Genomic DNA, 20,615 nt, shown 5'->3' with positions numbered 1-20,615 from the left:
TCGAGCAGTAAGAGGTCAAAAAATGGCTCTCAGCCCCCGGCTCCTTCCGGTGGTCGTGATCGCACTTGCCGTGTCGGCTTGTGATGCAACCCGGTCCACGGATGTGAACCGGGCCAACGGCCCCCTCAGCGTCATCGACGACAGCAACCTCAACGATATCATGCTGACCGCTGCGGCACCGGAAGAGGCAGTTGCCTACTTCCGCCGCGCCTATGGCGAAAGCCCCGAGCGGGTCGATTTCCGCCGCGGTCTGGCTGCAAGCCTGGTGCGGGCGGGTCGCGCGGATGAAGCGGTGCCGCATTGGCGCGCCATCGTCGAGGGTAACGCGGCGATCGAACAAGACCGGATCGACTATGCCGGTGCCCTGATCCGCGCCGGCAACTGGGCCGAGGCGCAAAACCAGCTCAATCAGGTTCCGCCCACCTTCGAGACCTACGAGCGCTACCGGCTCGAGGCGATGGTGGCCGACAGCAACCAGCAATGGGATCGGGCAGACTCCTTTTACGAGATCGCGGTCGGCCTGACAACGCGCCCGGCCAACGTGTTGAACAACTGGGGGTATTCCCGCCTGACGCGCGGCGATTTCCGCGGCGCGGAGGATTTGTTCCAGCGCGCCATCAGCTATGACCCGGACCTCTTCACCGCCAAGAACAACCTTGTTCTGGCCCGGGCCGCCCAAGGCAACTACCAGATGCCGCTCGTGCGCATGACCGAGGTGGAGCGGGCGCAACTCCTGCATACGGCAGCGCTGGCCGCGATCCGGCAGGGTCAGACCGATGTGGGGCGTGGCCTGCTGGCTGATGCCATCGAGACCCATCCGCAGCATTTCGACGCCGCCGTGCGCGCCCTTGACGCATTGGAGACGGAGGTTCGCGGCTGATGGCCCTGTCCCTGACCTTTGCCGAAGCGCTGTGGTTCTTGCCGCTGGCCCTGCCGATCTGCATCTGGGTCGCACTCAGTGATCTGCGATCCATGCGCATTCCAAATATCGCCGTTCTGGCGCTGACCGGTGTGTTTCTTGTCCTCGGGCTCGTGGTTTTGCCGATCGAGGCCTATCTGTGGCGGCTCGCTGCGCTGGTCATCGTTCTGGTGATCGGTTTCGTCATCACCTCGCTGGGCATGGTTGGGGCCGGCGACGCGAAATTCGCCGCAGCCATGGCACCCTTCATCGCGCCGGGCGATGCCTTGTTCTTTTTGATGCTTTTCGCGCTGGTCCTGATCGGGTCGTGGATCACCCATCGCACCGCGGCGCGCGTGCCCGCAGTGCGGCGGGCGACACCGGATTGGGCCTCGTGGGAACAGGGCAAGCTCTTTCCGATGGGCGTGGCCCTGGCCGGGGCGCTGGCGATCTATCTGGCGTTGGGGCTGAGCGCAGGGCTGTAAGTGCCGCGACGCTTTCCTATCCACGCCGTGAAAGCGCCGCAATCGCCCGGCAAGGTATCGCACGACGCGCAAACGGGGCGTAAACGGGGGTCGATCACATGAATGTTCAGGTCGCGCAATCCGAACTGATGTCACCGCCGCCGCTGCGCAGGTTGGCGGATACGGGCCTGACGCCCGTGATGATGCGGGACATCTTGCTCAAGACCGTCTTCCGCAAAAATGTCGAGAAGGCATCCGAGATCGCACAGGCGATCGCCCTGCCGATCCCATTGGCCCAAGAGTTGATCGACAACCTGCGCGATCTGGGTCTGATGCAGGCGACGGGCACACTGCACGCAACCTCCAGCTCGGAGATGGGCTTTCAGTTGACCGATGGCGGCAAGGCGCGCGCGCTCGATGCCCTGTCGCAATCCGAATATTACGGCCCGATGCCCGTGCCGCTGGCCGATTACAAGGCACAGGTCAAGCGCCAGTCGATCCGCGACGTCAAGCTGACGCGCGACATGCTGGAACGCTCCATGGGCCATCTGATCTTGCCCAACGGCTTGATCGACCAGCTTGGCCCGGCCGTGGGCTCGGGGCGGTCGGTGCTGATGTATGGCCCACCGGGCAACGGCAAATCCTCGATCGCCGAGGGCATCCGCGCGGCGATGGGCGACAATATCTATGTGCCCCATGCGCTGGCCTATGCCGGTCAGGTCATCACCATGTTCGACCCGATCGTGCACACGCCCGTCAAACAGGCCGAAGACGCGGCCGACCAGAGCCCGCTGCGCAAGGCCTCGGCCCGGTTCGACACGCGCTACACGCTGTGCACGCGCCCGACCGTCATGACGGGGGGCGAGCTGACGCTGTCGATGCTCGACCTCAACTACAACGCGGTCAGCCGAACCTATCAGGCGTCGCTGCAACTCAAATCCACCGGCGGCGTCTTCATCGTCGACGACCTTGGCCGGCAAGAGGAACCGCCACAGGCGCTGATCAACCGCTGGATCGTGCCGATGGAAAATTCCTATGACATCCTCGCCCTGCAATCGGGCGAGAAATTCGAGGTGCCCTTCGACACGCTTGTGGTGTTCTCGACCAACTTCCACCCCAATGACATCTTCGACCAAGCGGCGCTTCGCCGGATCTTCTTCAAGGTCAAGATCGACGGCCCGACGCAGGAACAATTCCTCAAGATCTTCGCCATGGTCGCCAAGAAGAAGGGCGTGCCGCTGGATGAGGCGTCGCTGATCCACCTGCTCAAGACGAAGTATCCGACGATCAACCACATCTACGCCAACTATCACCCGGTGTTCTTGTGCGACCAGATCAAGGCGATCTGCGATTTCGAGGGCATCCCCTACCAGATGCGCCCGGAGTTCATCGACCGGGCTTGGGAAAACCTCTACGTCAAGGCGGAAAAGATCGTCCACTAAGGGCGCGGGGAAGGGCCCCTGTTTCCAAACGCCCGCCATCCTCTATCTAGGGGGCATGATGCGCCCCCTGCCCCCCCCGATTGCCGGATGGTTTTCCGCTCGCGGATGGTCCATCCACCCGCACCAGCAAGACATGCTGGACCGGAAGGATGCGCCCTGCCAATTGCTGATCGCCCCCACCGGCGGCGGCAAGACCATGGCGGGCTTTTTGCCCACGCTGGCCGATCTGGCGGATGGATCGCACAAGGGTCTGCACACGCTCTATGTCTCGCCGCTCAAGGCGCTGGCGGCCGACATAAAGCGCAACCTGACCGGCCCCATCACCGACATGGGCCTGCCCATCAGGGTCGAGGATCGCACCGGCGACACCTCATCGCACACAAAGCGGCGTCAGCGCGCCGACCCGCCGCACATCTTGCTGACCACGCCGGAAAGTCTTGCGCTTTTGGTGTCCTACGAGGATGCGCACCGCACGTTTGCCGGGTTGCAACGCATCATCGTCGATGAAATCCACGCGCTGGCGGAATCCAAACGCGGCGACCAGCTGATGCTCGCCCTCTCGCGGCTCTCCGCCCTTGCGCCGGGCCTGCGCCGCGTCGGCCTGTCGGCCACGGTCGAGGATCCCGCCGCCATCGCCCGCATCCTCGCCCGCCACCCCGACCCCTGCGAGATCTTGCTGGCCGACCCCGGCCCCGACCCCGATATCGCCATGCTCACGACCGAAACGCCGCCGCCATGGTCGGGCGGCGGGGGGCGCTACGCCATCCCGGCCGTGCTGGAGGAAATCCGCAAGCACCGCACGACGCTCATCTTCCACAACACCCGCGCGCAGGCCGAGATCTTTTTCCATCACCTCTGGCTCGCCAACGAGGATCAATTGCCCATCGGCATCCACCACGGCGCGCTGGCCCGCGAACAGCGCGAAAAGGTGGAACAGGCGATGGTCGAGGGGCGGCTCAAGGCCATCGTCTGCACCGGGTCGCTCGATCTGGGCATCGACTGGGGCGACGTCGATCTCGTGATCCAGGTCGGCGCGCCCAAGAACGTCAAGCGGCTGGTGCAGCGGATCGGGCGCGCCAACCACCGCTACAACGCGCCGTCCAAGGCGCTGATCGTGCCCGCCAATCGGTTCGAGGTGATCGAGTGCACCGCCGCGCTCGACGCTGTGCGCGCGCACCAGCTTGACGGCGACACCGATCATACCGGCCCGCTCGACGTGCTGTGTCAGCACATCCTGATCCGCGCCGCCGCAGGCCCCTTCACCGCCGACGAGCTGTTCGCGGAAATCCGCACCGCGGGCGCCTATGCGGATCTGCCGCGCAAAACCTTTGACCGCTGCCTCGATTTCGCGGCGACGGGGGGCTACGCGTTGCGGGCCTATGACCAGTGGCAAAGGCTTGTACAACGTGCGGACGGCCAATGGCAGTTGCGCGATCCGCGAAGCACGACGCGCATCCGGATGAACATCGGCACCATCGTCGATGCCGACAAGATGCAGGTCCGCTACCAACGCACGCGCGGCGGCGCGCCCTTGGGCGAGGTGGAGGAATACTTCGCCTCCATGCTCCGCAAGGGCGACACCTTCCTGATCGGCGGCCAGATCGTGCGCTACGAGGGAATGCGCGAGATGGTGGTGGAGGTCAGCCGCACCCCCACCCTCAAACCCAAGATCGCCACCTTCATGGGTACGAAATTCGCCACCTCCACCCAACTCAGCGACCGCATCCTTGCGATGTTCCGAGCGGACGATTGGCCCGGCCTGCCCGCCCACACCCGGGAATGGCTGCACCTGCAACGCCGCGTCAGCCGCCTGCCCGAACGCGACCGGCTTCTGGTCGAAAGTTTTCCCCATGACGGGCGCGAACATGTCGTGGCCTATGGTTTCGCGGGTCGCAACGCGCAGCAGACGCTGGGCCTTCTCATCACCAAGCGGATGGAGGACATGGGCCTGAACCCGATGGGCTTTGTCGCCACCGATTACGCGACGCTGATCTGGGGCCTCGACCCGCTGGAGGACCCTCGCCCGCTCTTCACCCGCGACAACCTCGTGGAAACCATGGAGGCGTGGCTGGCCGACAATGCCGTGATGAAGCGCACCTTCAAGGGCAGCGCCATCGTCGCCGGCCTGATCGACCGCAACCAGCCCGGCGGCAAACGCAAGACCGGGCGGCAGGCGACCTTTTCCACCGACATCCTCTACGACACGCTGCGCAAATACGACCCCGGCCACATCATGCTCGACATCACGCGGGCCGAGGCCATGCGCGGTCTGGTGGATTTCGGCCGGATCGAGGCGATGCTGGCCCGCATCGACGGCCGCATCGACCACGCCCGCCTGAGCCGCGTCAGCCCGCTGGCCGCCCCCCTGTTTCTTGAACCGGGCCGCGTGCCCATCGCAGGAAGCGCAGACCAACGCCTGCTGGAGCAGGAGGCGCAGCGTCTGATGGCAGCTGCCGGGCTGAGTGCAACCCTATCGTGACCCCTTGCGCCAGCGCCACTGCCCGCCTTATGAACAAATCATGAACAACCTGCCCTTCGAATTTCAAGGCGAAACGCTGCACCTGTTGCCCTCGGGGGCCCTATATTGGCCCGCGCGGCGGCTCTTGTGCGTCGCCGACCTCCATCTGGGAAAATCCGAGCGCTTGGCCCGGCTGGGCGGCCCTATCCTGCCCCCCTACGAGAACGAAGAAACCATCGACCGGCTTTCGCATGATATCGCCACCACCGATCCGGCCGAGGTCATCTGCCTTGGCGACAGCTTTGATGATCTGGCGGCGTCCCGGGCCTTGCCCGCCACGATCCAGAACCGATTGACCGGGCTGATGGCCGGGCGAGGCTGGGTCTGGGTTCTGGGCAATCACGATCCGGGCCCGGTCGATCTTGGTGGCACCTGCCGCGCCGACCACCGCGCCGCACCGCTGGTGTTCCGCCACATCGCGGAACCGGACGCACGGGGAGAGGTATCGGGTCATTACCACCCCAAGGCGCGGATCGTACTGGGGGGCAGGTCCATTGTCCGGCGCTGCGCGCTGCTGGATGCCGATCGGGTGATCTTGCCCGCCTACGGCGCCTACACGGGCGGGATGCTTTGTGACCGCCCCGAACTGGCGTGCCTTTTTTCGCCGCGCGCCGAAATCCTTGTGCTGGGCCCCCGCCCAATGCGTTTTCCCGTGGCGCACTCCTCCATGAGCCCCGCAAGGCGTAACCCCTCGACATAGGCGTCACTGACCGGCAAAGACTTGCCCGAGCGCAGTTCGGCGACATGACGACGCCCCTCCTGCCGGACCAGGGTCAGTTCCGACGCGGCGACCCAGTGCGACCGGTGAATGCGAAACCCCGGCACAGTTTCGAGGTCGATCAACGCATCTCGGAACCGCAGCAAAACACGACCCTGCGCCTGGGTGGTCACGACATCAAGGTAGTGATCGGCGGCCGACACCAGCAAAACCTCGCCCGCCAAGGGGGGGTCGGGCTGGTCCAGAAACCCGGGCCTGTGATTTTGGTCAATCTCGGGCAAAAGCACACTGCCCTGTTCGGCGGCGGCAAAGGCCCGAACACGGCCGACCTCGTAGCGGATCAGGGCGACACAGAGCGCGGCGAGGAGAACAACCATCACCAGCTCGGCCAACCACACCGGACCCGAGATGTCGAAGCCGAACGCATAATTGTTCACCAGCCAGATCGATGGGCCAAGGGTCAGCGCCTGCAAGATCGCGATGGCAATCAGCACGGCAAGGCTCTCGCTTGGAAACCACCGCAGTACAAGGTTGCGCACGAAGACCGCCATCATGATCGCCATGGCATTGATGCTCGCCCAGTATCCGAGCCGCCCGAAAAAATCGAGCGACATCGCCTCACCGTAAGGGGCGGCAAAGGCCAGAAGACACGATAGAAGAGCCCAGCCGGACCACCGATAGATCCAGGTAGCGCGCCCCCCCGCCGACGCTTCCGAGGTGTTTCCGTTCGCCATTCGAGCGTTCATATGACCAAAAGTTGCGCGTCAGACCTAAACATCAGGTAGACCAAGGATCAACCCCAAGAGAGCGACGGCTCGATAGTTGTGGAGCGCAATCATGAATATTTCACTGTCCGGCGACGTGGCGCGGGCAATCCGCGACAGCTTTGCGCGACAGGGGTTGATGACAACCATGGACGCCCGGATCGATGACCTGCACGCCGGGCGCGTGGTCCTGAGCATGCCGATCACCTCGGTCATATCGCAACAGCACGGGTTCGCCCATGCAGGCGCCAGTTTCGCCTTGGGAGACAGCGCGGCGGGCTATGCCGCGCTCAGCATGATGCCGCCGGACAGCGAGGTTCTGACGATCGAGATGAAGATCAACCTGATCGCCCCCGCCGCAGGCCATCGCCTGATCGCGGAGGGTGAGGTGATCCGGTCGGGTCGCAGGCTCAGCGTGGTGCGGGCGACCGTTCTGGCCGAGGATGCAACCGGGGAACGCAAAGCCACGGCGATCTTGCAAGGCACGATGATCCCTGCCTGATGCGAGATCCTTGTCAGGCTCGCGGCCAGCCTTGACACCCTCAGACGGTCAGCCCCTCGGGTTCGGGCAACCCATGGGCGCGGCAACACGCGGTCAGCGTATTGGCCAGAAGGCAGGCGATGGTCATCGGCCCCACGCCCCCCGGCACCGGGGTGATCGCACCCGCGACCGCAACGGCGGACTCGAAATGCACGTCCCCGATCAGCCGCGTCTTGCCCGGCGTCTGTGGATGCGGCACCCGGGTTATGCCCACATCGATCACGGTCGCGCCGGGCTTGACCCAGTCGCCCCGCACCATCTCCGCCCGCCCCACGGCCGCGACCAGAATATCGGCCCGCGCACAGACCTCGGGCAGGTTCGTCGTCCGCGAATGGGCGATGGTGACGGTGCAGTTTTCCTGCAACAGCAACTGCGCCATCGGCTTTCCGAACAGGTTCGAGCGGCCGATGACCACCGCCTCCTTGCCCGACAGGCTCCCCAACTGGTCGCGCAGCAGCATCAGACAGCCCAGCGGTGTGCAACTGACCAGCGCCCGCTCGCCCGTTGCCAGCAGACCGGCATTGGTCACGCTCAGCCCGTCGACATCCTTGGCCGGATCGATGCGCGCGACCGTGCGCCGCTCGCTCAGATGGTCCGGAACGGGAAACTGGCACAAGATGCCATGGACCTCGGGATCAGCGTTGAGCCGATCAATCAGCGCAAAGAGGTCGGCCTCTGGCGTGTCCGCGGCCAGCTTGTGCTCGAAGGACCGCATGCCGACCTCCAGCGTCGCCTGATGCTTGTGCGCGACATAGACCTCACTCGCCGGATCCTCGCCCACCAGCACCACGGCCAGCCCCGGCACGATGCCATGCCCCGCCTTCAGCGCCGCGACGCCCGCCGCCACCTGCCCCCGCACCCCTGCGGCAAAGGCCTTCCCGTCGATGATCGTCGCGGCCATCCCTGTCCCCTTCATCTTTCCAAAAATATGCATGGCCCGACGCCCGCCAGCCCGCACCGTCGTCACGCCAGGGCGCCCGGGCCGCCCTCAAGGGCGGACTGCGCGGGGGCGGGGGCTCGATGCCCCCGCCCCCGCGCCCCCTTTGCCCTCAGAACAGCCCTTCGATCAACCCCGCCGCGTTCAGCCGGATGGTTTCCGAAGCCGGCACGCGCGGCAATCCCGGCATGGTCATGATCTCTCCACAGATCGCCACGACAAAGCCCGCACCCGCCGACAGCCGCACCTCGCGCACCGGGATCACATGGCCCTCGGGCGCGCCGCGCAGGTTGGGGTCGGTCGAGAACGAATATTGCGTCTTGGCCATGCACACCGGCAGATGCCCATAGCCGGCCTCTTCCCATGCCTTGAGCTGCGCGCGCACGCCCGCATCCGCCGTGACCGAGCCTGCGCGGTAGATGCGCGTCGCGATGGTCTCGATCTTCTCCATCAGCCCCATCTCGTCAGGGTAAAGCGTCTTGAACGCCGCCCCGCCGCCATCGGCCAGTTCCGCCACGCGGCGCGCCAGTTCCTCGATCCCCGCGCCGCCCTCGGCCCAGTGCCGGCACAAGATCGCCTCGGACCCAAGCGCGGCCACATAGTCCTTTACCGCCGCGATCTCGGCCTCGGTATCGCCTGCGAAATGGTTGATGCCGACCACGACCGGCACGCCGAAGCCCGCCACGTTTTCGATGTGCCGCCCGAGATTCGCGCAGCCCGCCTTGACCGCCGCGACATTCTCCGCGCCCAGATCCGCCTTGGCCACGCCCCCGTTCATCTTCATCGCCCGCACCGTGGCCACGATCACCACCGCAGCAGGTGCCAGCCCCGCCTTGCGGCACTTGATGTTCATGAACTTCTCGGCGCCCAGATCGGCGCCAAAGCCTGCTTCCGTCACCACGTAGTCAGCGAGCTTCAGCGCCGTCCTGGTGGCGATGACCGAATTGCACCCATGCGCGATATTGGCGAAGGGCCCGCCGTGCACGAAGGCCGGGTTGTTCTCCAGCGTCTGGACAAGATTGGGCTGCATCGCGTCTTTCAGCAGCACCGTCATCGCCCCGTCGGCCTTGAGGTCGCGGCAATAGATCGGCGCCTTGTCGCGGGTATAGGCCACGATCATGTCGCCCAGCCGCCGCTCCAGATCGGCCAGATCGGAGGCAAGGCACAAGATCGCCATGACCTCGGAGGCGACCGTGATGTCGAAGCCTGTCTGGCGCGGAAAGCCGTTGGCCACACCGCCAAGCGACACGACCACATCACGCAACGCGCGGTCGTTCATGTCCATGACGCGGCGCCAGGTCACGCGGCGCTCGTCGATGCCCAAGCTGTTGCCCCAGTAGATGTGGTTGTCGATCATCGCCGACAGCAGATTGTGCGCGCTGGTGATGGCGTGGAAATCGCCGGTGAAATGGAGGTTCATGTCCTCCATCGGCACGACCTGCGCATAACCGCCGCCCGCGGCCCCGCCCTTCATCCCGAAGTTCGGGCCAAGGCTGGCCTCGCGGATGCAGACCGCCGCCTTTTTCCCGATCCGGTTCAGCCCGTCGCCCAGACCCACAGTGGTCGTCGTCTTGCCCTCGCCCGCGGGCGTGGGGTTGATCGCGGTCACCAAGATCAGCTTGCCATCGGGGCGGTCCTTTAGGCTCGTGATGAACTCCTGCCCCACCTTGGCCTTGTCATGGCCGTAAGGCAGCAGTGCCTCGGTCGGGATGCCCAGCTTGGCCCCGATCTCCTGGATCGGTTTCTTCTGCGCCGCACGGGCGATTTCGATGTCGGTCTTGAAGGCCATGGTCGGCAGGCTCCCTCTCCCTTGCGGGGATGATCATTGCCCCCGCTATAGCGGGCGGCGGTGGCGCTGTGAGGCCGGATTGCGACACATTCGCGGGTCTTGTCGTCACGGAGCGTTTCCGATGCGACACATGCACCCCCCGCGGCGTCACCGGGCGCTGGCGCGTACGGCCTCCAGATGCGGCCAGACCGGCTGGTCGGGGATATGCAGGCGCAGCGTCGCGCCAAGCGTGATCGTGCCTTCGCGCTCGACCCAGGCGGTTACGCCGCGCCGGCCCGCCGCCGCGCGCTTGAACGCCTTGCCAAAGCCGGGGTGTCGCGCCTCGATCGGTTTGGCGGGCAATTGGCAGGGGCGGTTTTCCATGTCGATCGTCAGGGTGGTGCCGCTGTCCTCGTCTTGCAGGCGCGACGAGGGCGGCACGAAGCTGAAATCGGGAATACCCTCGATCACCATGGAGGCGCCGACCAGCGCGGGGTCGAGCGCGTCGAGACCCATCCGGGCAGCAATGGCGGCCAGATCCTCGGCCGACAGGATCGAGAGTTGCCGCGTGTTGCGGATCGGCGTGCCGCGCTTGTATTGCGCCAGCACCCGGCTGTCCGACGGCCGCGTCAGCCCGGCCCGGCTTTCTCCGACATGGCCCGCAAAGCTCAGCTCCATCCGCGTCAGGGCGCAGGTTTCCAGCGCCGCGTCACGGTCGGGGTTGTGTCCAAGCCAGGTCACTCTGGCGGTGAAGTCGGTGGGAATGAGGGCAGGCATGATCCGTTCCTGTCGAATTTCAGGCGATGTGAAGCAGGCCATGGACGTTGCGCAACCCAAAAGCTGCGCAAGCCTGTCGTTCCATGGTAACGTCGGCCATCACCCCTACCGGAGAACCCGAAGCATGCCCGAAAAGACCGATTTCATGGCCCAGTCCAAGGCCCAGATGGACGCATGGACCGCCGAGATGAAGACCATGCAAGCCAAGATGATGGAGGCTGGTGCGCAAGGGCAGGAGAAGCTGCAAAAACAGATGCAATCGCTGCAAGAACAGCGCGATCACATGCAAAAACATATGGAAGAGCTGGGCAAGGCCAACATGGAGGCGATGAAGGAGATTCAGGCCACCATGCAGGACGCGTGGAAGGACATGGAGAAATCCATGGAGGCCGCACGCAAGAAATTCATGGGCGGCTGAACCCCCCATTTTTTTGACGCCTCGTCAAAGGGTTGACGGAATTTCGGCCGCCAACCCTCTTTTTTGCGGCGCTATGGTCCTTACGTGGAAGGGGTCCCGAACGCAAAAGAGGAGGGCACGATGGCCACGCAAGAGACCTATGTCGCCGAAGCCAAGGCCCAGATTGACCGGCTGAACGCCGAGATCACGAAACTCCGCGCCGAGGCAGAGGCCGCCCAAAGCGAGGGCAAGGCGGAACTGCACCGGCAGCTGGACGCGGCGAAAGCGCACCGTGACACCGCAGAGGCGGAACTCGACCGCCTGAAAAGCGCCAGCGCCGATGCATGGGCCGATTTAAAGGACGGTTTCGAAAAGGCCCGCCATGCACTGGCCGACGGGATCGACAAGGCGCGGAGCCATTACTCGAAATCCTGATGCGAAACAGGCTTGCACAAAAGAAAACCCCCGGTCCTTCGACCGGGGGTTTTTTGATGCGGACCCGTCAGTTCAGGCGGTCGGCTCTGGCTCCAAGTCACCTGACGGGCGCGCTTTCGGCTTGAGCTTGGGGATCGCCGTAATCGAAGGCGTATTGCCCGAACTGGACGAGCTGCCCCCGCTGCTGTCATCGCCGCGGTTGAGTGGCTCGCCGTTGATGACCTTCTGGATTTCAACGCCGGTGAGCGTCTCGTATTCCAGCAGGCCCTGCGCCAGCCGCTCCAGATCGTCCCGCTTTTCCGTCAAGATGCGCTTTGCAGTCTCGTAGCCCTCGTCAACCAGCGCCTTGACCTTGTCGTCGATGATCTTCTGCGTCGCGGCAGAATGGTTGGTGCCGCCCCCGTAGGATCCGAGGTAGGATTGCTGTTCATTGGCGTAATCGACAAAGCCCAGTTCCTCGGCATAGCCGAATTGCGTCACCATGGCGCGCGCGATCTTGGACACTTGCTGGATGTCGGAGGCCGCACCGGATGTGACCATTTCCTTGCCGAAGACCAGTTCCTCGGCCACGCGTCCGCCCATCGCCATGGCAATCTTGGAAGTGTATTTACGGTAGCTGACGGACAGCTGGTCCCGCTCGGGCAGTGACATCACCAGACCCAGCGCGCGGCCGCGCGGAATGATTGTGGCCTTGTGGATCGGGTCATGGTCGGGAACGTTCAGGCCGACGATGGCATGGCCGGCCTCGTGATAAGCGGTCAGCTTCTTCTCGTCCTCGGACATGACCATCGACCGGCGCTCGGCGCCCATCATGACCTTGTCCTTGGCGGATTCGAAATCATCCATCGTGACGAAGCGCCGATTGATGCGCGCAGCCGTCAGAGCCGCCTCGTTCACCAGATTGGCGAGGTCCGCACCCGAAAAGCCCGGCGTGCCGCGCGCGATGATGCGCAGGTCGACATCGGGGCCAAGCGGCACCTTGCGGGCATGGACGCCCAGAATGCGCTCGCGGCCCTTGATGTCGGGATTGGGCACCTGCACCTGACGGTCGAAGCGGCCCGGGCGCAGCAGCGCGGGGTCCAGCACGTCGGGCCGGTTGGTGGCCGCGACGATGATGATGCCCTCGTTCGCCTCGAACCCGTCCATCTCGACCAGCAGCTGGTTCAGCGTCTGTTCGCGTTCGTCGTTGCCGCCGCCGTAGCCCACGCCACGCGACCGGCCCACGGCGTCGATTTCGTCGATGAAGACGATGCAGGGCGCGTTCTTTTTGGCCTGTTCGAACATGTCGCGCACGCGGGACGCACCGACACCCACGAACATCTCCACGAAATCGGAACCCGAGATGGTGAAGAACGGCACGCCCGCCTCGCCCGCGATTGCGCGTGCCAGCAGCGTCTTACCGGTGCCCGGCGGGCCGACGAGCAACGCGCCTTTGGGGATCTTGCCGCCCAGACGGCTGAATTTCTGCGGGTTGCGCAGGAATTCAACGATTTCCTCAAGCTCTTCCTTGGCCTCGTCGATGCCCGCGACATCGTCGAAGGTCACGCGCCCATGCTTTTCGGTCAAGAGCTTTGCCTTGGACTTGCCAAAGCCCATCGCGCCACCGCGCCCGCCGCCCTGCATCCGGTTCATGAAGAAGATCCAGATGCCGATCAGCACCAGCACCGGCAGCCAGAGCGACAACACGCTCAGGAAGCCCGAGGTCTGCTGCGGCCGTGCCTCGATCCGGACGTTGTTGGCAAGCAGCGCCTCCGTCGTATTCGCATCACCGGGTGCCACGGTGGAATAAGTACCATCGGCGGTGGTGAACTGAACGTTCTCGCCATCGAGTGTGGCCGACAGAACCTGACGGTTCTCCACCTGGCTGATGAATTCGGAATAGGCCACGCCACGCTGCGACACCTGGTTCTGACCACCCGAGAACAGGTTGAACAGGGCCAGAATCAGCAGAAACAGGATGACCCAGAATGCGACGTTTCTCGCGTTGCCCAAGGCTGTCTCCTTCAGGGAATTGCAGACAGCCTAGGCGGCCTGCGGTTGCAGCTAAGATAAGCGCTCGGGCGCGGAGTTCAACGCAATTGCAGGAATGCGACAAATGATGCAGCCGGGCGCAGCAACACGGCCTCATGGGCAGGACCAAGGGCCAGCGCGGCACAGGCGACAAGCCGGTCCGCGTCAAACACAGCCGGCAGGGCAAGGGCGACGTCAAACGGGGGCGCGTCGGCCGGCTTCGTGCTGACCTGCGCCCAACCATCGGGACCGAGCGCGCGCACCGCAAGGCCGTCGATGGACGCCCCGGCGATCTGCCACCGGTCATCCCACAGCGCATCGGTCCCGGCCATCGTGGCGACATCGCGAACCGAAGCATATTCGCGAAACAGATGGACAAGGTCGCCCGCGACCGACGCCTGGACGCCATGAAGCGTGCCGCCCGCCCCACCCAGAACCCGGTCGAGCAATCCCTCAAGCGCCGCAGCGCGCGGACGGTACACCGCCCCACCCACCCATTGCAGCGCAGCCGCCAGCAGGCGCAATTGCGTGTCCCGTTCCACCCCGGCAAGGGAATCGCGATCCAGCACCAGATCGCCGGTCGCAAGATTGTCGTGCCGCACCACCGTGCCAGCGACCGATGCCGCACGGGCCGCCAGCGCGACACGCGCACGGTCCATGCGCGCGGCCGTAGCGGCCAGCGTCGCAGCGTCGATGCCAAGCCCGGCAAGGATGGCAAGCGCCTGCCGCGCGCGGACCCGCTCGAACCGGGGATCGTCGTTCGAGGGATCGTCCACGACAGGCAGGCGCAACGTGTCGGCGTAATGGCGCAGATCGGCGCGCGCCTCGTCCAGCAACGGGCGCACCTGCCAGAACCCCGCGCCGGGGGCAGGGTGCAGGCCGGACATGCCCGAAAGCCCCTCCACACCAGAGCCTCGCGCCAGCCGCATCATCAGCGTTTCGGCCTGATCATCTTGAGTGTGGGCAAACAGCACATGCACGATGTCCCCGCGCCAGCCGTCGATCAGGCGCAATCGGGCCATGCGGGCGGCGTCTTGCAGGTTGCCGCTGCCGTCCCAATGCCAGCACAAGGTGGTGTGCGGATGGCCCAGCGACGCACATTCGGCAGCCACCATCGCGGCCTCTGTCGCGCTGGCAGGGCGCAACCCATGATCCACCGTCAGCACATGCAGGCCTACACCCATGACGCGCGCCCAACCATGGGACAGCGCCAGCATCGCCATGCTGTCACCCCCGCCAGAAACGGCCAGCGCGATGTCGGAGGGGAAATCGGGGCCCAGCAGGCTGCCCATTCGGGCGGCGAACCGGGCCTCGAGGCTGCTCTGGGTCGTCACGAACACCCGAGGCTGTTGCGCAGGTCTGCCGCCTGACCCGCCGCCATATCGCCGGGATAGCGCAGGCCGACCTCGCCCAAGGTCAGGCAGGCTTCGTCGGTCTGGCCAAGCTGCGCCAGCGACCGGCCCAGTTGAAACAGGGCACCGGGCGCGCGCGGGCCTTCGGGGTTGGCGGTGAAGGCGTCGAGATAGGCGCGGGCAGCGCGGTTCCACGCACCCTGGAACACCTCGGCCTCGCCGCGCAGGAAATGCGCCTCGGCCGACATCGGGCCACCGGGGTAGGTCTGGGTGAAGGCCTCGAGCAATTGTGCGGCCTGCGCGTAATCGCCGCTTTCATAGGCGGTGCGGGCGCGGTCGAAATCGCTTTGTTCGGCAACGGCCAGATTTGCCCCGCCCGGCTGCGACGGGGTGGCGGGCGCGACAGCGCCTGCACCTTGCTGCACCTCGACCCCGCCGAGGCTGGGCGTCTGGCCGAGCGAGCCGAGGCTGCACCCCTGTTCCAGTTCACACAGCCGGAATTCCAGATCGCCGATCCGGTTGGTACCATCGGTCACGATCCGGTCAACGCGGATCTGCAACTGCTCGGTCAGGCCGGTCAGGCGGCGCAACTCGGCCTCGATGGCGTCGACCCTGGCGAGAACCGTGCCGCCACCCCCGCCGCCCTGCACGCCGCCGGTGGTGTTCAACTCACCGCGCAGGCGCTGGATCTCGACGAAGAGGACCGAAAGTTCCTGCCGGATGTCGGCCAGCGTCTGCGTCCGGTCCTGTGTCAAGCCCATGGGCGCGGACAGGGCAAGGCAGATCGCCAGAACCGGGGTGAGAGCGCGGGCGCGCCGCATGGATCAGACCCCGGCGCCGGCAGACAGAACCGTCACGGCGCGGCGGTTCTGCTGGTAGCAGGATTCGGCCGAACAGATCTCGATCGGACGCTCCTTGCCGTAGCTGACGGTCGACAGGCGGCTGGTGGGCACGCCTTGCGACACGAGGAAATCGCGCACGGCGGATGCCCGACGCGCACCCAACGCAAGGTTGTATTCGCGTGTGCCCTGTTCGTCGGCATGGCCTTCGATCAGCGCGAGGTATTCACGGTTGGTGAGCAGCCACTGCGCCTGCGCGGTCAGGATCGACTGCGCCTCGACGGTCAGGGTGGACTGATCCACTGCGAACAGCACGCGGTCGCCGACCGACTGGTTGAAGAAGGCGATGGAGGTGGGGTCGGAGGCGGAACCAATGCCCCCCGCGCCGTTGAAGCCGGCACCGCCGGCAGCGCCATCGGACAAGCCGCCACGGGCACAGGCCGATACGGAAAGGGCCGCGATGAGAATGAGCGCCGCAGCGCGAAAACGGATGGTCATGATGCTCGTGTCCTTGTTCTTTTGGTCAGTCTAGCATGGCGTGCGGCACGGCGTCCATGCAGGGGATAGGTGGGCGGGTTCACGGAAGGCGGGGCGACCAGGACGGATCCGATGCCATGCCGGGTGTCGCCACCCGTTGCAGGTTCCGGCCCGAGATGTCGACGGAATAGACGGCGGGCGCGCCATCGGCACCTGCGGTTTCGCGGGTGAACATCAAGACGCGGCCATTGGGCGCCCATGTCGGTCCTTCGTCTAGGAAGGAGGCCGTCAACAGCCGCTCCTCGGACCCGTTGGTCCGCATGACGCCGATGTGGAAGCGCCCGGCCTCTTGTTTGGTGAAAGCGATGTAGTCGCCGCGGGGCGACCAGACGGGCGTGCCGTAGCGCCCGGTGCCCCGGCTGATCCGCGCAGGCTCGCCGCCGCCGGCGGGCATGACATAGATCTGCTGCCCGCCGGTGCGGTCGCTCTCGAACACCATCTGGCTGCCATCGGGCGAGAACGACGGCGCCGTCTCGATCGAGGGGGCGTTGGTCAGCTGGGTCCGCGACCCGCCGCCGACGCTGACGCGGTAGATGTCGGAATTGCCACCCTGCTCCATCGAGAACACCACGCTGCCACCATCGGGGGTGAAGCGCGGCGAGAAGGTCATGTTGCCTGCCGACACGGCCTCCAGTGGCCGGGGCTGCAGGTTGGCGATATCCATCAGATAGACGCGGGGCTGGCCGCTCTCGTAGCTGGTGTAGATGATCCGGTCGCCCGTCGGGCTGAAACGCGGTGCCAGCACAAGGTTGCGGCTATCGGTCAGGAACTGGACGTTTGCGCCATCGTAATCCATCAGCGCGATGCGTTTGAGGCGGGCGTTTTTCGGCCCTTCCTCATGCACGAAAACCACGCGGGTGTCGAAATAGCCGGTCTCGCCGGTAATACGCTCATAGACCTGATCGGCGACGTTATGCGCCATGCGGCGCCAGCCATCGCGCGCGCCGACAAACTGCAGCCCCTCGCCCAGAGGCTGCTGGCTGAACACGTCGAAGAGGCGGAAGCGCACGATCAGGCGCCCGCCCTGTTCCTCGACCTCGCCCACGATAAGGGCCTGCGCATTGATCGCCTGCCAATCGGGATAGAGGATCGGCGCGTCGAAGCTGGTCACGGTCGAGATATGTGCCGTGTCGGGGATCTGCCGGAACAGGCCCGTGCCGCGCAAATCGGCAGCGATGACGCGGGTGATGTCGGCCGCTGCGTCCGCCGCAGCGCCATTGCGGGCGATGAAGCTGGGGATGGCGAAGGGAAGAGGTTCGATCACACCCTCGGTGATCTCGATCCTGAGCGGCCCGGTCTGCGCGCGGGCGCGGGCTGGCAGAAGCGGGCTGGCGGCCAGCGCGGAGCCGGTCAGGATCAGGGAGCGACGGGTCAGTATGGGGGTCGGCATGGGGAGCACCTCCTGCCGCGCGGGGCGGCTTTCGGATGGAAGGATAAGGGGAAAACGGGTCCGGGTCATCGGTCGGATGCCCCGGATGGATCGAATGTGATCTCGATGGTCTGGGGCCAGGGCCCTTCATTTGCCGATAGGTCGTAGCCGTTCACGCCACACCGAAGCATCGCACGACGCGCAGCTTCGTAGGCCTGTTGACCAGCGGCATTGTTTGTGCCGCTGAAAGCAACAAGGCGGAGCGTTCCGTCACTGGGTCGCCCATCACTTCCTAAAGCGACCGATAGAGTAACTTTAACGTTCTGCGCCTCAGTGCTTAGGGAGCCGAGATTCCAACAAGACGAAACCGTAGCGGCAAGGATTTCGTACCCCTCAGGCGCAGTCACAATCTGACCAATTGCGACCGAAGGGGTTAGCGACAAAAGAGCTGTACAGCCAAACCTCGCGATCATCTCAGGCGCATCCCGTCGGGGTTGAAGGAAATCTCGACCTGCCGCCAGTGATCGTAGCTTTCGACAGGCAGGCCGTAGCCGTTCGCCCCGCAGCGCAAAATCGCGCGGCGCGCGGCCTCGAAGGCCTGTTGGGCGGCGGCCTGACTACCGCCACTGAAGGTGACCATTCGCAAGGACCCTTCGACCGGCTTGGCCTCACGATCCATGTCGAAACCGACGACCACGGTCGTGCCTTGCGCCTCGGTCGAAAGCGAGCCGACGTTCCAGCAGGTCTGCACCGCGATGCGGAACCCGTCGCGCGCCCCCGCACTCAGCGGCGGGCCCGACGGTTGCGCGGGCGGGCCGGGGTCGCTGACGGCATCCGCGACGGCCGAGGCGATGGCATCGGCCAGCGGGTCGGATGTCGGCGCGGGGTCCGGAGTGGGCGTGGGTGGCGCCGGCGTCGGGTCCGGCGCGGGAGCGGCCGCCTGCTGCGGCTCGGGCCGGTTGGGTCGCGTGGGGGGCCGGATCGAGGCGACAGGTCCGAGCGGGCCACCTGAGGGCGTTTCGGCCTCGGTCACGATCTCGGTTGTGGCTTCCTCGGGCGCAGCCTCGGGCTGGGCCTCGACCACGACCTCGGCCGGTGCGGGCTCGGCCGCTTCGGGAACGACCTCTGGCGCGACGGCCACGTCTTCCTCGGGCGCAGGCGCTGGCAAGGGCGCGATGCGATCGCTGGCGCGCGGCGTCGGGCGCGTGCTGGGCGGCAGATCGGGCGCGCCCGCCAAAGGTGCGGGCGGCGCGATCGTGTCCGTCACCTCGCCGGGCGGCGTCGGTTCTGGCTGGGGCGCGGGTTCGGGGGGCGGCGCCTCGGGCTGCGGCTCGGGCGGCGGGGCGGGCTCGGGCTCGGGCGGCGGAGGGGGCGGTTCGGGCGTGGAGGGGCGCGGTTCGGGCGTGGTCGCCACGGCGGCGGGAGTCGGTTCGACAGCGGCGGTCAGCGCCTCGAATTCCGCCGTGGACAAGATGGTGACGCCGGTAATCTCGAAGTCCACCGGGTCGCTCTCGCGGAACAGCCCATCGCCAAACGCGACCCAAAGAAGGATCGCGGCGTGGATCGCTGTCGAGGCGTAAAGGGACCGGCGCATCGCGTTCGCTGCCCCCTCACCGTCCACTGCCGTCAAGCCGCGGTCCACCGGCATCGGTCACCAGACCGATCTCGCGGAAGCCGCCGGCGTTCAGCGCACCCATCACGCGCATCACGTCCTCGTAGGGGATGCCGCCATCGGCGCGCAGGAAAACACGCGTCGAATCCCGCTCGGCGGCGATCGCCTGAAGGCGCGTAACCAACTCGTCCAGCGGGACAGACGTTGTCTGGATCATCACATCGCCCTCGGGCGTCATGGTGATCGTCAGCGGCTCCTCCTGCTCGGTCGGCAGGGCTTCGGCCGAGGTGTCGGGCAGGTTGATGGGCACGCCCACGGTCATCAGGGGCGCTGCCACCATGAAGATGATGAGCAGGCACAGCATGACATCCACGAAGGGCGTCACGTTGATCTCGGACATCGGCTTGAGGCTGTCGCGCCGCCCCCTGCCCCGCCGCCGCGTGCCGCTGCCCTTGGAAACCGAGACGCCCATCAGTCAAGCTGCCGCGACAGCAGAGTTGAGAACTCGTCGGCAAAACCTTCCAGACCACTGACAAGGCTGTCGGCATCGGCGCTGAGCTTGTTGTAGAGGATCACGGCCGGGATGGCGGCCAGAAGGCCAAGGCCGGTGGCCAAGAGCGCCTCGGCGATACCGGGTGCGACGACCGCCAGAGAGGTGTTGCCGGAAATGGCGATTTCCTGGAACGACCGCATGATCCCCCAGACCGTGCCGAACAGGCCCACGAAGGGCGCCGCCGAGCCGGTGGTGGCGAGAAAGTTCAACCCGTTGGTCCAGCGTTCGCTTTCGCGCCCTATGGCCACGTCCATCGACCGATCGACGCGCTGCTGAACGCCGGGGATCAAGCCCCCGTCGTCGCGCAATGATCTGCGCCATTCGGTCATGCCCGCGACAAAGACGCGCTCATAGGCGCTGGCGGGGGCATCGGCCATTTGCTCGTAAAGCTCGTCCAGCGGTTCGCCCGACCAGAAGGCGGAATCGAAGGCCGCCGCATTGCTGCGGGCACTGCGGAACATCTTGACCTTGGTGAAGGTGATCGCCCAGACCCAGACCGAGGCCACGATCAGGCCGAGCATGACCGCCTGCACGATGAAGGTTGCGCGGAAAAACAGCGCAATGAGGGTATAATCCGCCTCTTGCGCCAGAGCGAGCGTTTCAGTTTCCATGGTGGTATTCGGGGTCCTCTGCCCTAGCCTCAAGACGTAACGGGCACTTTGCGTGCCTCATTTGGGGTGCATT

General features: G+C 65.6%; 19 protein-coding genes and 1 pseudogene. 8 read left to right on the top strand and 12 right to left on the bottom strand.

Annotation, left to right across the window (positions count from 1 at the left end):
* Positions 1-22 precede the first annotated feature (22 nt).
* The 5 genes from C7455_RS15760 (at position 23) to pdeM (ending at position 6,022) form a co-directional block, all read left to right on the top strand.
* On the top strand, positions 23-880 hold the full coding sequence (locus C7455_RS15760) for a tetratricopeptide repeat protein (protein ID WP_109669807.1): 858 nt from the start codon (positions 23-25) through the stop codon (positions 878-880).
* On the top strand, positions 880-1,383 hold the full coding sequence (locus tag C7455_RS15755; protein WP_109669805.1) for a prepilin peptidase: 504 nt from the start codon (positions 880-882) through the stop codon (positions 1,381-1,383). The genes C7455_RS15760 and C7455_RS15755 overlap by 1 nt, the downstream gene beginning before the upstream one ends.
* A 98-nt stretch (positions 1,384-1,481) precedes the next feature.
* Positions 1,482-2,804 carry a P-loop NTPase family protein gene (locus C7455_RS15750; RefSeq protein ID WP_109669804.1) on the top strand — a complete coding sequence of 441 codons (1,323 nt, stop codon included), beginning with the start codon at positions 1,482-1,484 and terminating at the stop codon, positions 2,802-2,804.
* A 58-nt stretch (positions 2,805-2,862) separates the two neighbouring features.
* Positions 2,863-5,283: a ligase-associated DNA damage response DEXH box helicase gene (locus C7455_RS15745; protein ID WP_109669865.1), complete on the top strand. Its 2,421-nt coding sequence runs from the start codon at positions 2,863-2,865 to the stop codon at positions 5,281-5,283.
* Between the two features lie 40 nt (positions 5,284-5,323).
* Complete coding sequence (gene pdeM / locus C7455_RS15740; protein ID WP_109669802.1) at positions 5,324-6,022, top strand: ligase-associated DNA damage response endonuclease PdeM; 699 nt, start codon at positions 5,324-5,326, stop codon at positions 6,020-6,022.
* A 41-nt stretch (positions 6,023-6,063) separates the two neighbouring features.
* Here the strand turns inward: pdeM and C7455_RS20495 are convergent.
* A pseudogene (locus C7455_RS20495) lies at positions 6,064-6,417 on the bottom strand (LytTR family DNA-binding domain-containing protein); the annotation flags it as partial.
* Positions 6,418-6,877: 460 nt separating this feature from the next.
* Here C7455_RS20495 and C7455_RS15730 point away from each other — a divergent pair.
* Positions 6,878-7,306, top strand: a complete 429-nt coding sequence (locus tag C7455_RS15730; RefSeq protein WP_211315502.1) for a PaaI family thioesterase — start codon at positions 6,878-6,880, stop codon at positions 7,304-7,306.
* 40 nt (positions 7,307-7,346) lie between these two features.
* Here C7455_RS15730 and folD read toward each other — a convergent pair whose 3' ends face one another.
* The 3 genes from folD to C7455_RS15715 form a co-directional block, all read right to left on the bottom strand.
* Positions 7,347-8,246 carry a bifunctional methylenetetrahydrofolate dehydrogenase/methenyltetrahydrofolate cyclohydrolase FolD gene (gene folD, locus C7455_RS15725; protein ID WP_109669799.1) on the bottom strand — a complete coding sequence of 300 codons (900 nt, stop codon included), beginning with the start codon at positions 8,244-8,246 and terminating at the stop codon, positions 7,347-7,349.
* Between the two features lie 148 nt (positions 8,247-8,394).
* Entirely contained in the window at positions 8,395-10,071 is a 1,677-nt protein-coding gene (locus tag C7455_RS15720) for a formate--tetrahydrofolate ligase (protein WP_109669798.1), read from the bottom strand.
* 147 nt (positions 10,072-10,218) lie between these two features.
* Complete coding sequence (locus C7455_RS15715) at positions 10,219-10,827, bottom strand: MOSC domain-containing protein (protein ID WP_109669861.1); 609 nt, start codon at positions 10,825-10,827, stop codon at positions 10,219-10,221.
* A 124-nt stretch (positions 10,828-10,951) separates the two neighbouring features.
* On the opposite strand from C7455_RS15715, the gene C7455_RS15710 reads away from it, so the two are divergent.
* Together C7455_RS15710 and C7455_RS15705 are read left to right on the top strand one after the other, a co-directional pair.
* Positions 10,952-11,245 (top strand): sll1863 family stress response protein, encoded by a 294-nt coding sequence (locus C7455_RS15710; RefSeq protein ID WP_109669796.1) that lies wholly within the window; start codon positions 10,952-10,954, stop codon positions 11,243-11,245.
* 120 nt (positions 11,246-11,365) lie between these two features.
* Positions 11,366-11,659 (top strand): sll1863 family stress response protein, encoded by a 294-nt coding sequence (locus tag C7455_RS15705; protein WP_146200027.1) that lies wholly within the window; start codon positions 11,366-11,368, stop codon positions 11,657-11,659.
* A 72-nt stretch (positions 11,660-11,731) separates the two neighbouring features.
* Here C7455_RS15705 and ftsH read toward each other — a convergent pair whose 3' ends face one another.
* From ftsH to tolQ, 8 genes are all read right to left on the bottom strand, one after another.
* Positions 11,732-13,651, bottom strand: a complete 1,920-nt coding sequence (gene ftsH / locus C7455_RS15700) for an ATP-dependent zinc metalloprotease FtsH (protein WP_109669792.1) — start codon at positions 13,649-13,651, stop codon at positions 11,732-11,734.
* Between the two features lie 77 nt (positions 13,652-13,728).
* Positions 13,729-15,003 carry a tRNA lysidine(34) synthetase TilS gene (gene tilS, locus C7455_RS15695; protein ID WP_245904367.1) on the bottom strand — a complete coding sequence of 425 codons (1,275 nt, stop codon included), beginning with the start codon at positions 15,001-15,003 and terminating at the stop codon, positions 13,729-13,731.
* Entirely contained in the window at positions 15,000-15,842 is an 843-nt protein-coding gene (ybgF, locus tag C7455_RS15690) for a tol-pal system protein YbgF (RefSeq protein WP_109669789.1), read from the bottom strand. The genes tilS and ybgF overlap by 4 nt, the downstream gene beginning before the upstream one ends.
* A gap of 3 nt (positions 15,843-15,845) precedes the next feature.
* Positions 15,846-16,358, bottom strand: coding sequence for a peptidoglycan-associated lipoprotein Pal (gene pal / locus C7455_RS15685; RefSeq protein ID WP_109669788.1), 513 nt, complete (start codon positions 16,356-16,358; stop codon positions 15,846-15,848).
* Between the two features lie 79 nt (positions 16,359-16,437).
* The gene (gene tolB, locus C7455_RS15680; protein ID WP_425450652.1) at positions 16,438-17,787 is read right to left on the bottom strand and encodes a Tol-Pal system beta propeller repeat protein TolB; all 1,350 of its coding nucleotides are present in this window, start codon (positions 17,785-17,787) and stop codon (positions 16,438-16,440) included.
* 448 nt (positions 17,788-18,235) lie between these two features.
* Positions 18,236-19,360: a hypothetical protein gene (locus C7455_RS15675; RefSeq protein ID WP_109669786.1), complete on the bottom strand. Its 1,125-nt coding sequence runs from the start codon at positions 19,358-19,360 to the stop codon at positions 18,236-18,238.
* Positions 19,361-19,376: 16 nt separating this feature from the next.
* Positions 19,377-19,850, bottom strand: coding sequence for a protein TolR (gene tolR, locus C7455_RS15670; protein WP_109669785.1), 474 nt, complete (start codon positions 19,848-19,850; stop codon positions 19,377-19,379).
* Positions 19,850-20,542: a protein TolQ gene (gene tolQ, locus C7455_RS15665; protein ID WP_109669783.1), complete on the bottom strand. Its 693-nt coding sequence runs from the start codon at positions 20,540-20,542 to the stop codon at positions 19,850-19,852. The genes tolR and tolQ overlap by 1 nt, the downstream gene beginning before the upstream one ends.
* Positions 20,543-20,615: the final 73 nt, after the last annotated feature.

The sequence above is a fragment of the Roseicyclus mahoneyensis genome, assembly GCF_003148775.1.
Lineage (GTDB): Bacteria > Pseudomonadota > Alphaproteobacteria > Rhodobacterales > Rhodobacteraceae > Roseicyclus > Roseicyclus mahoneyensis.
Note: the sequence above shows the minus strand (reverse complement) of the source record. Positions and strands in the feature narration are given on the sequence as shown.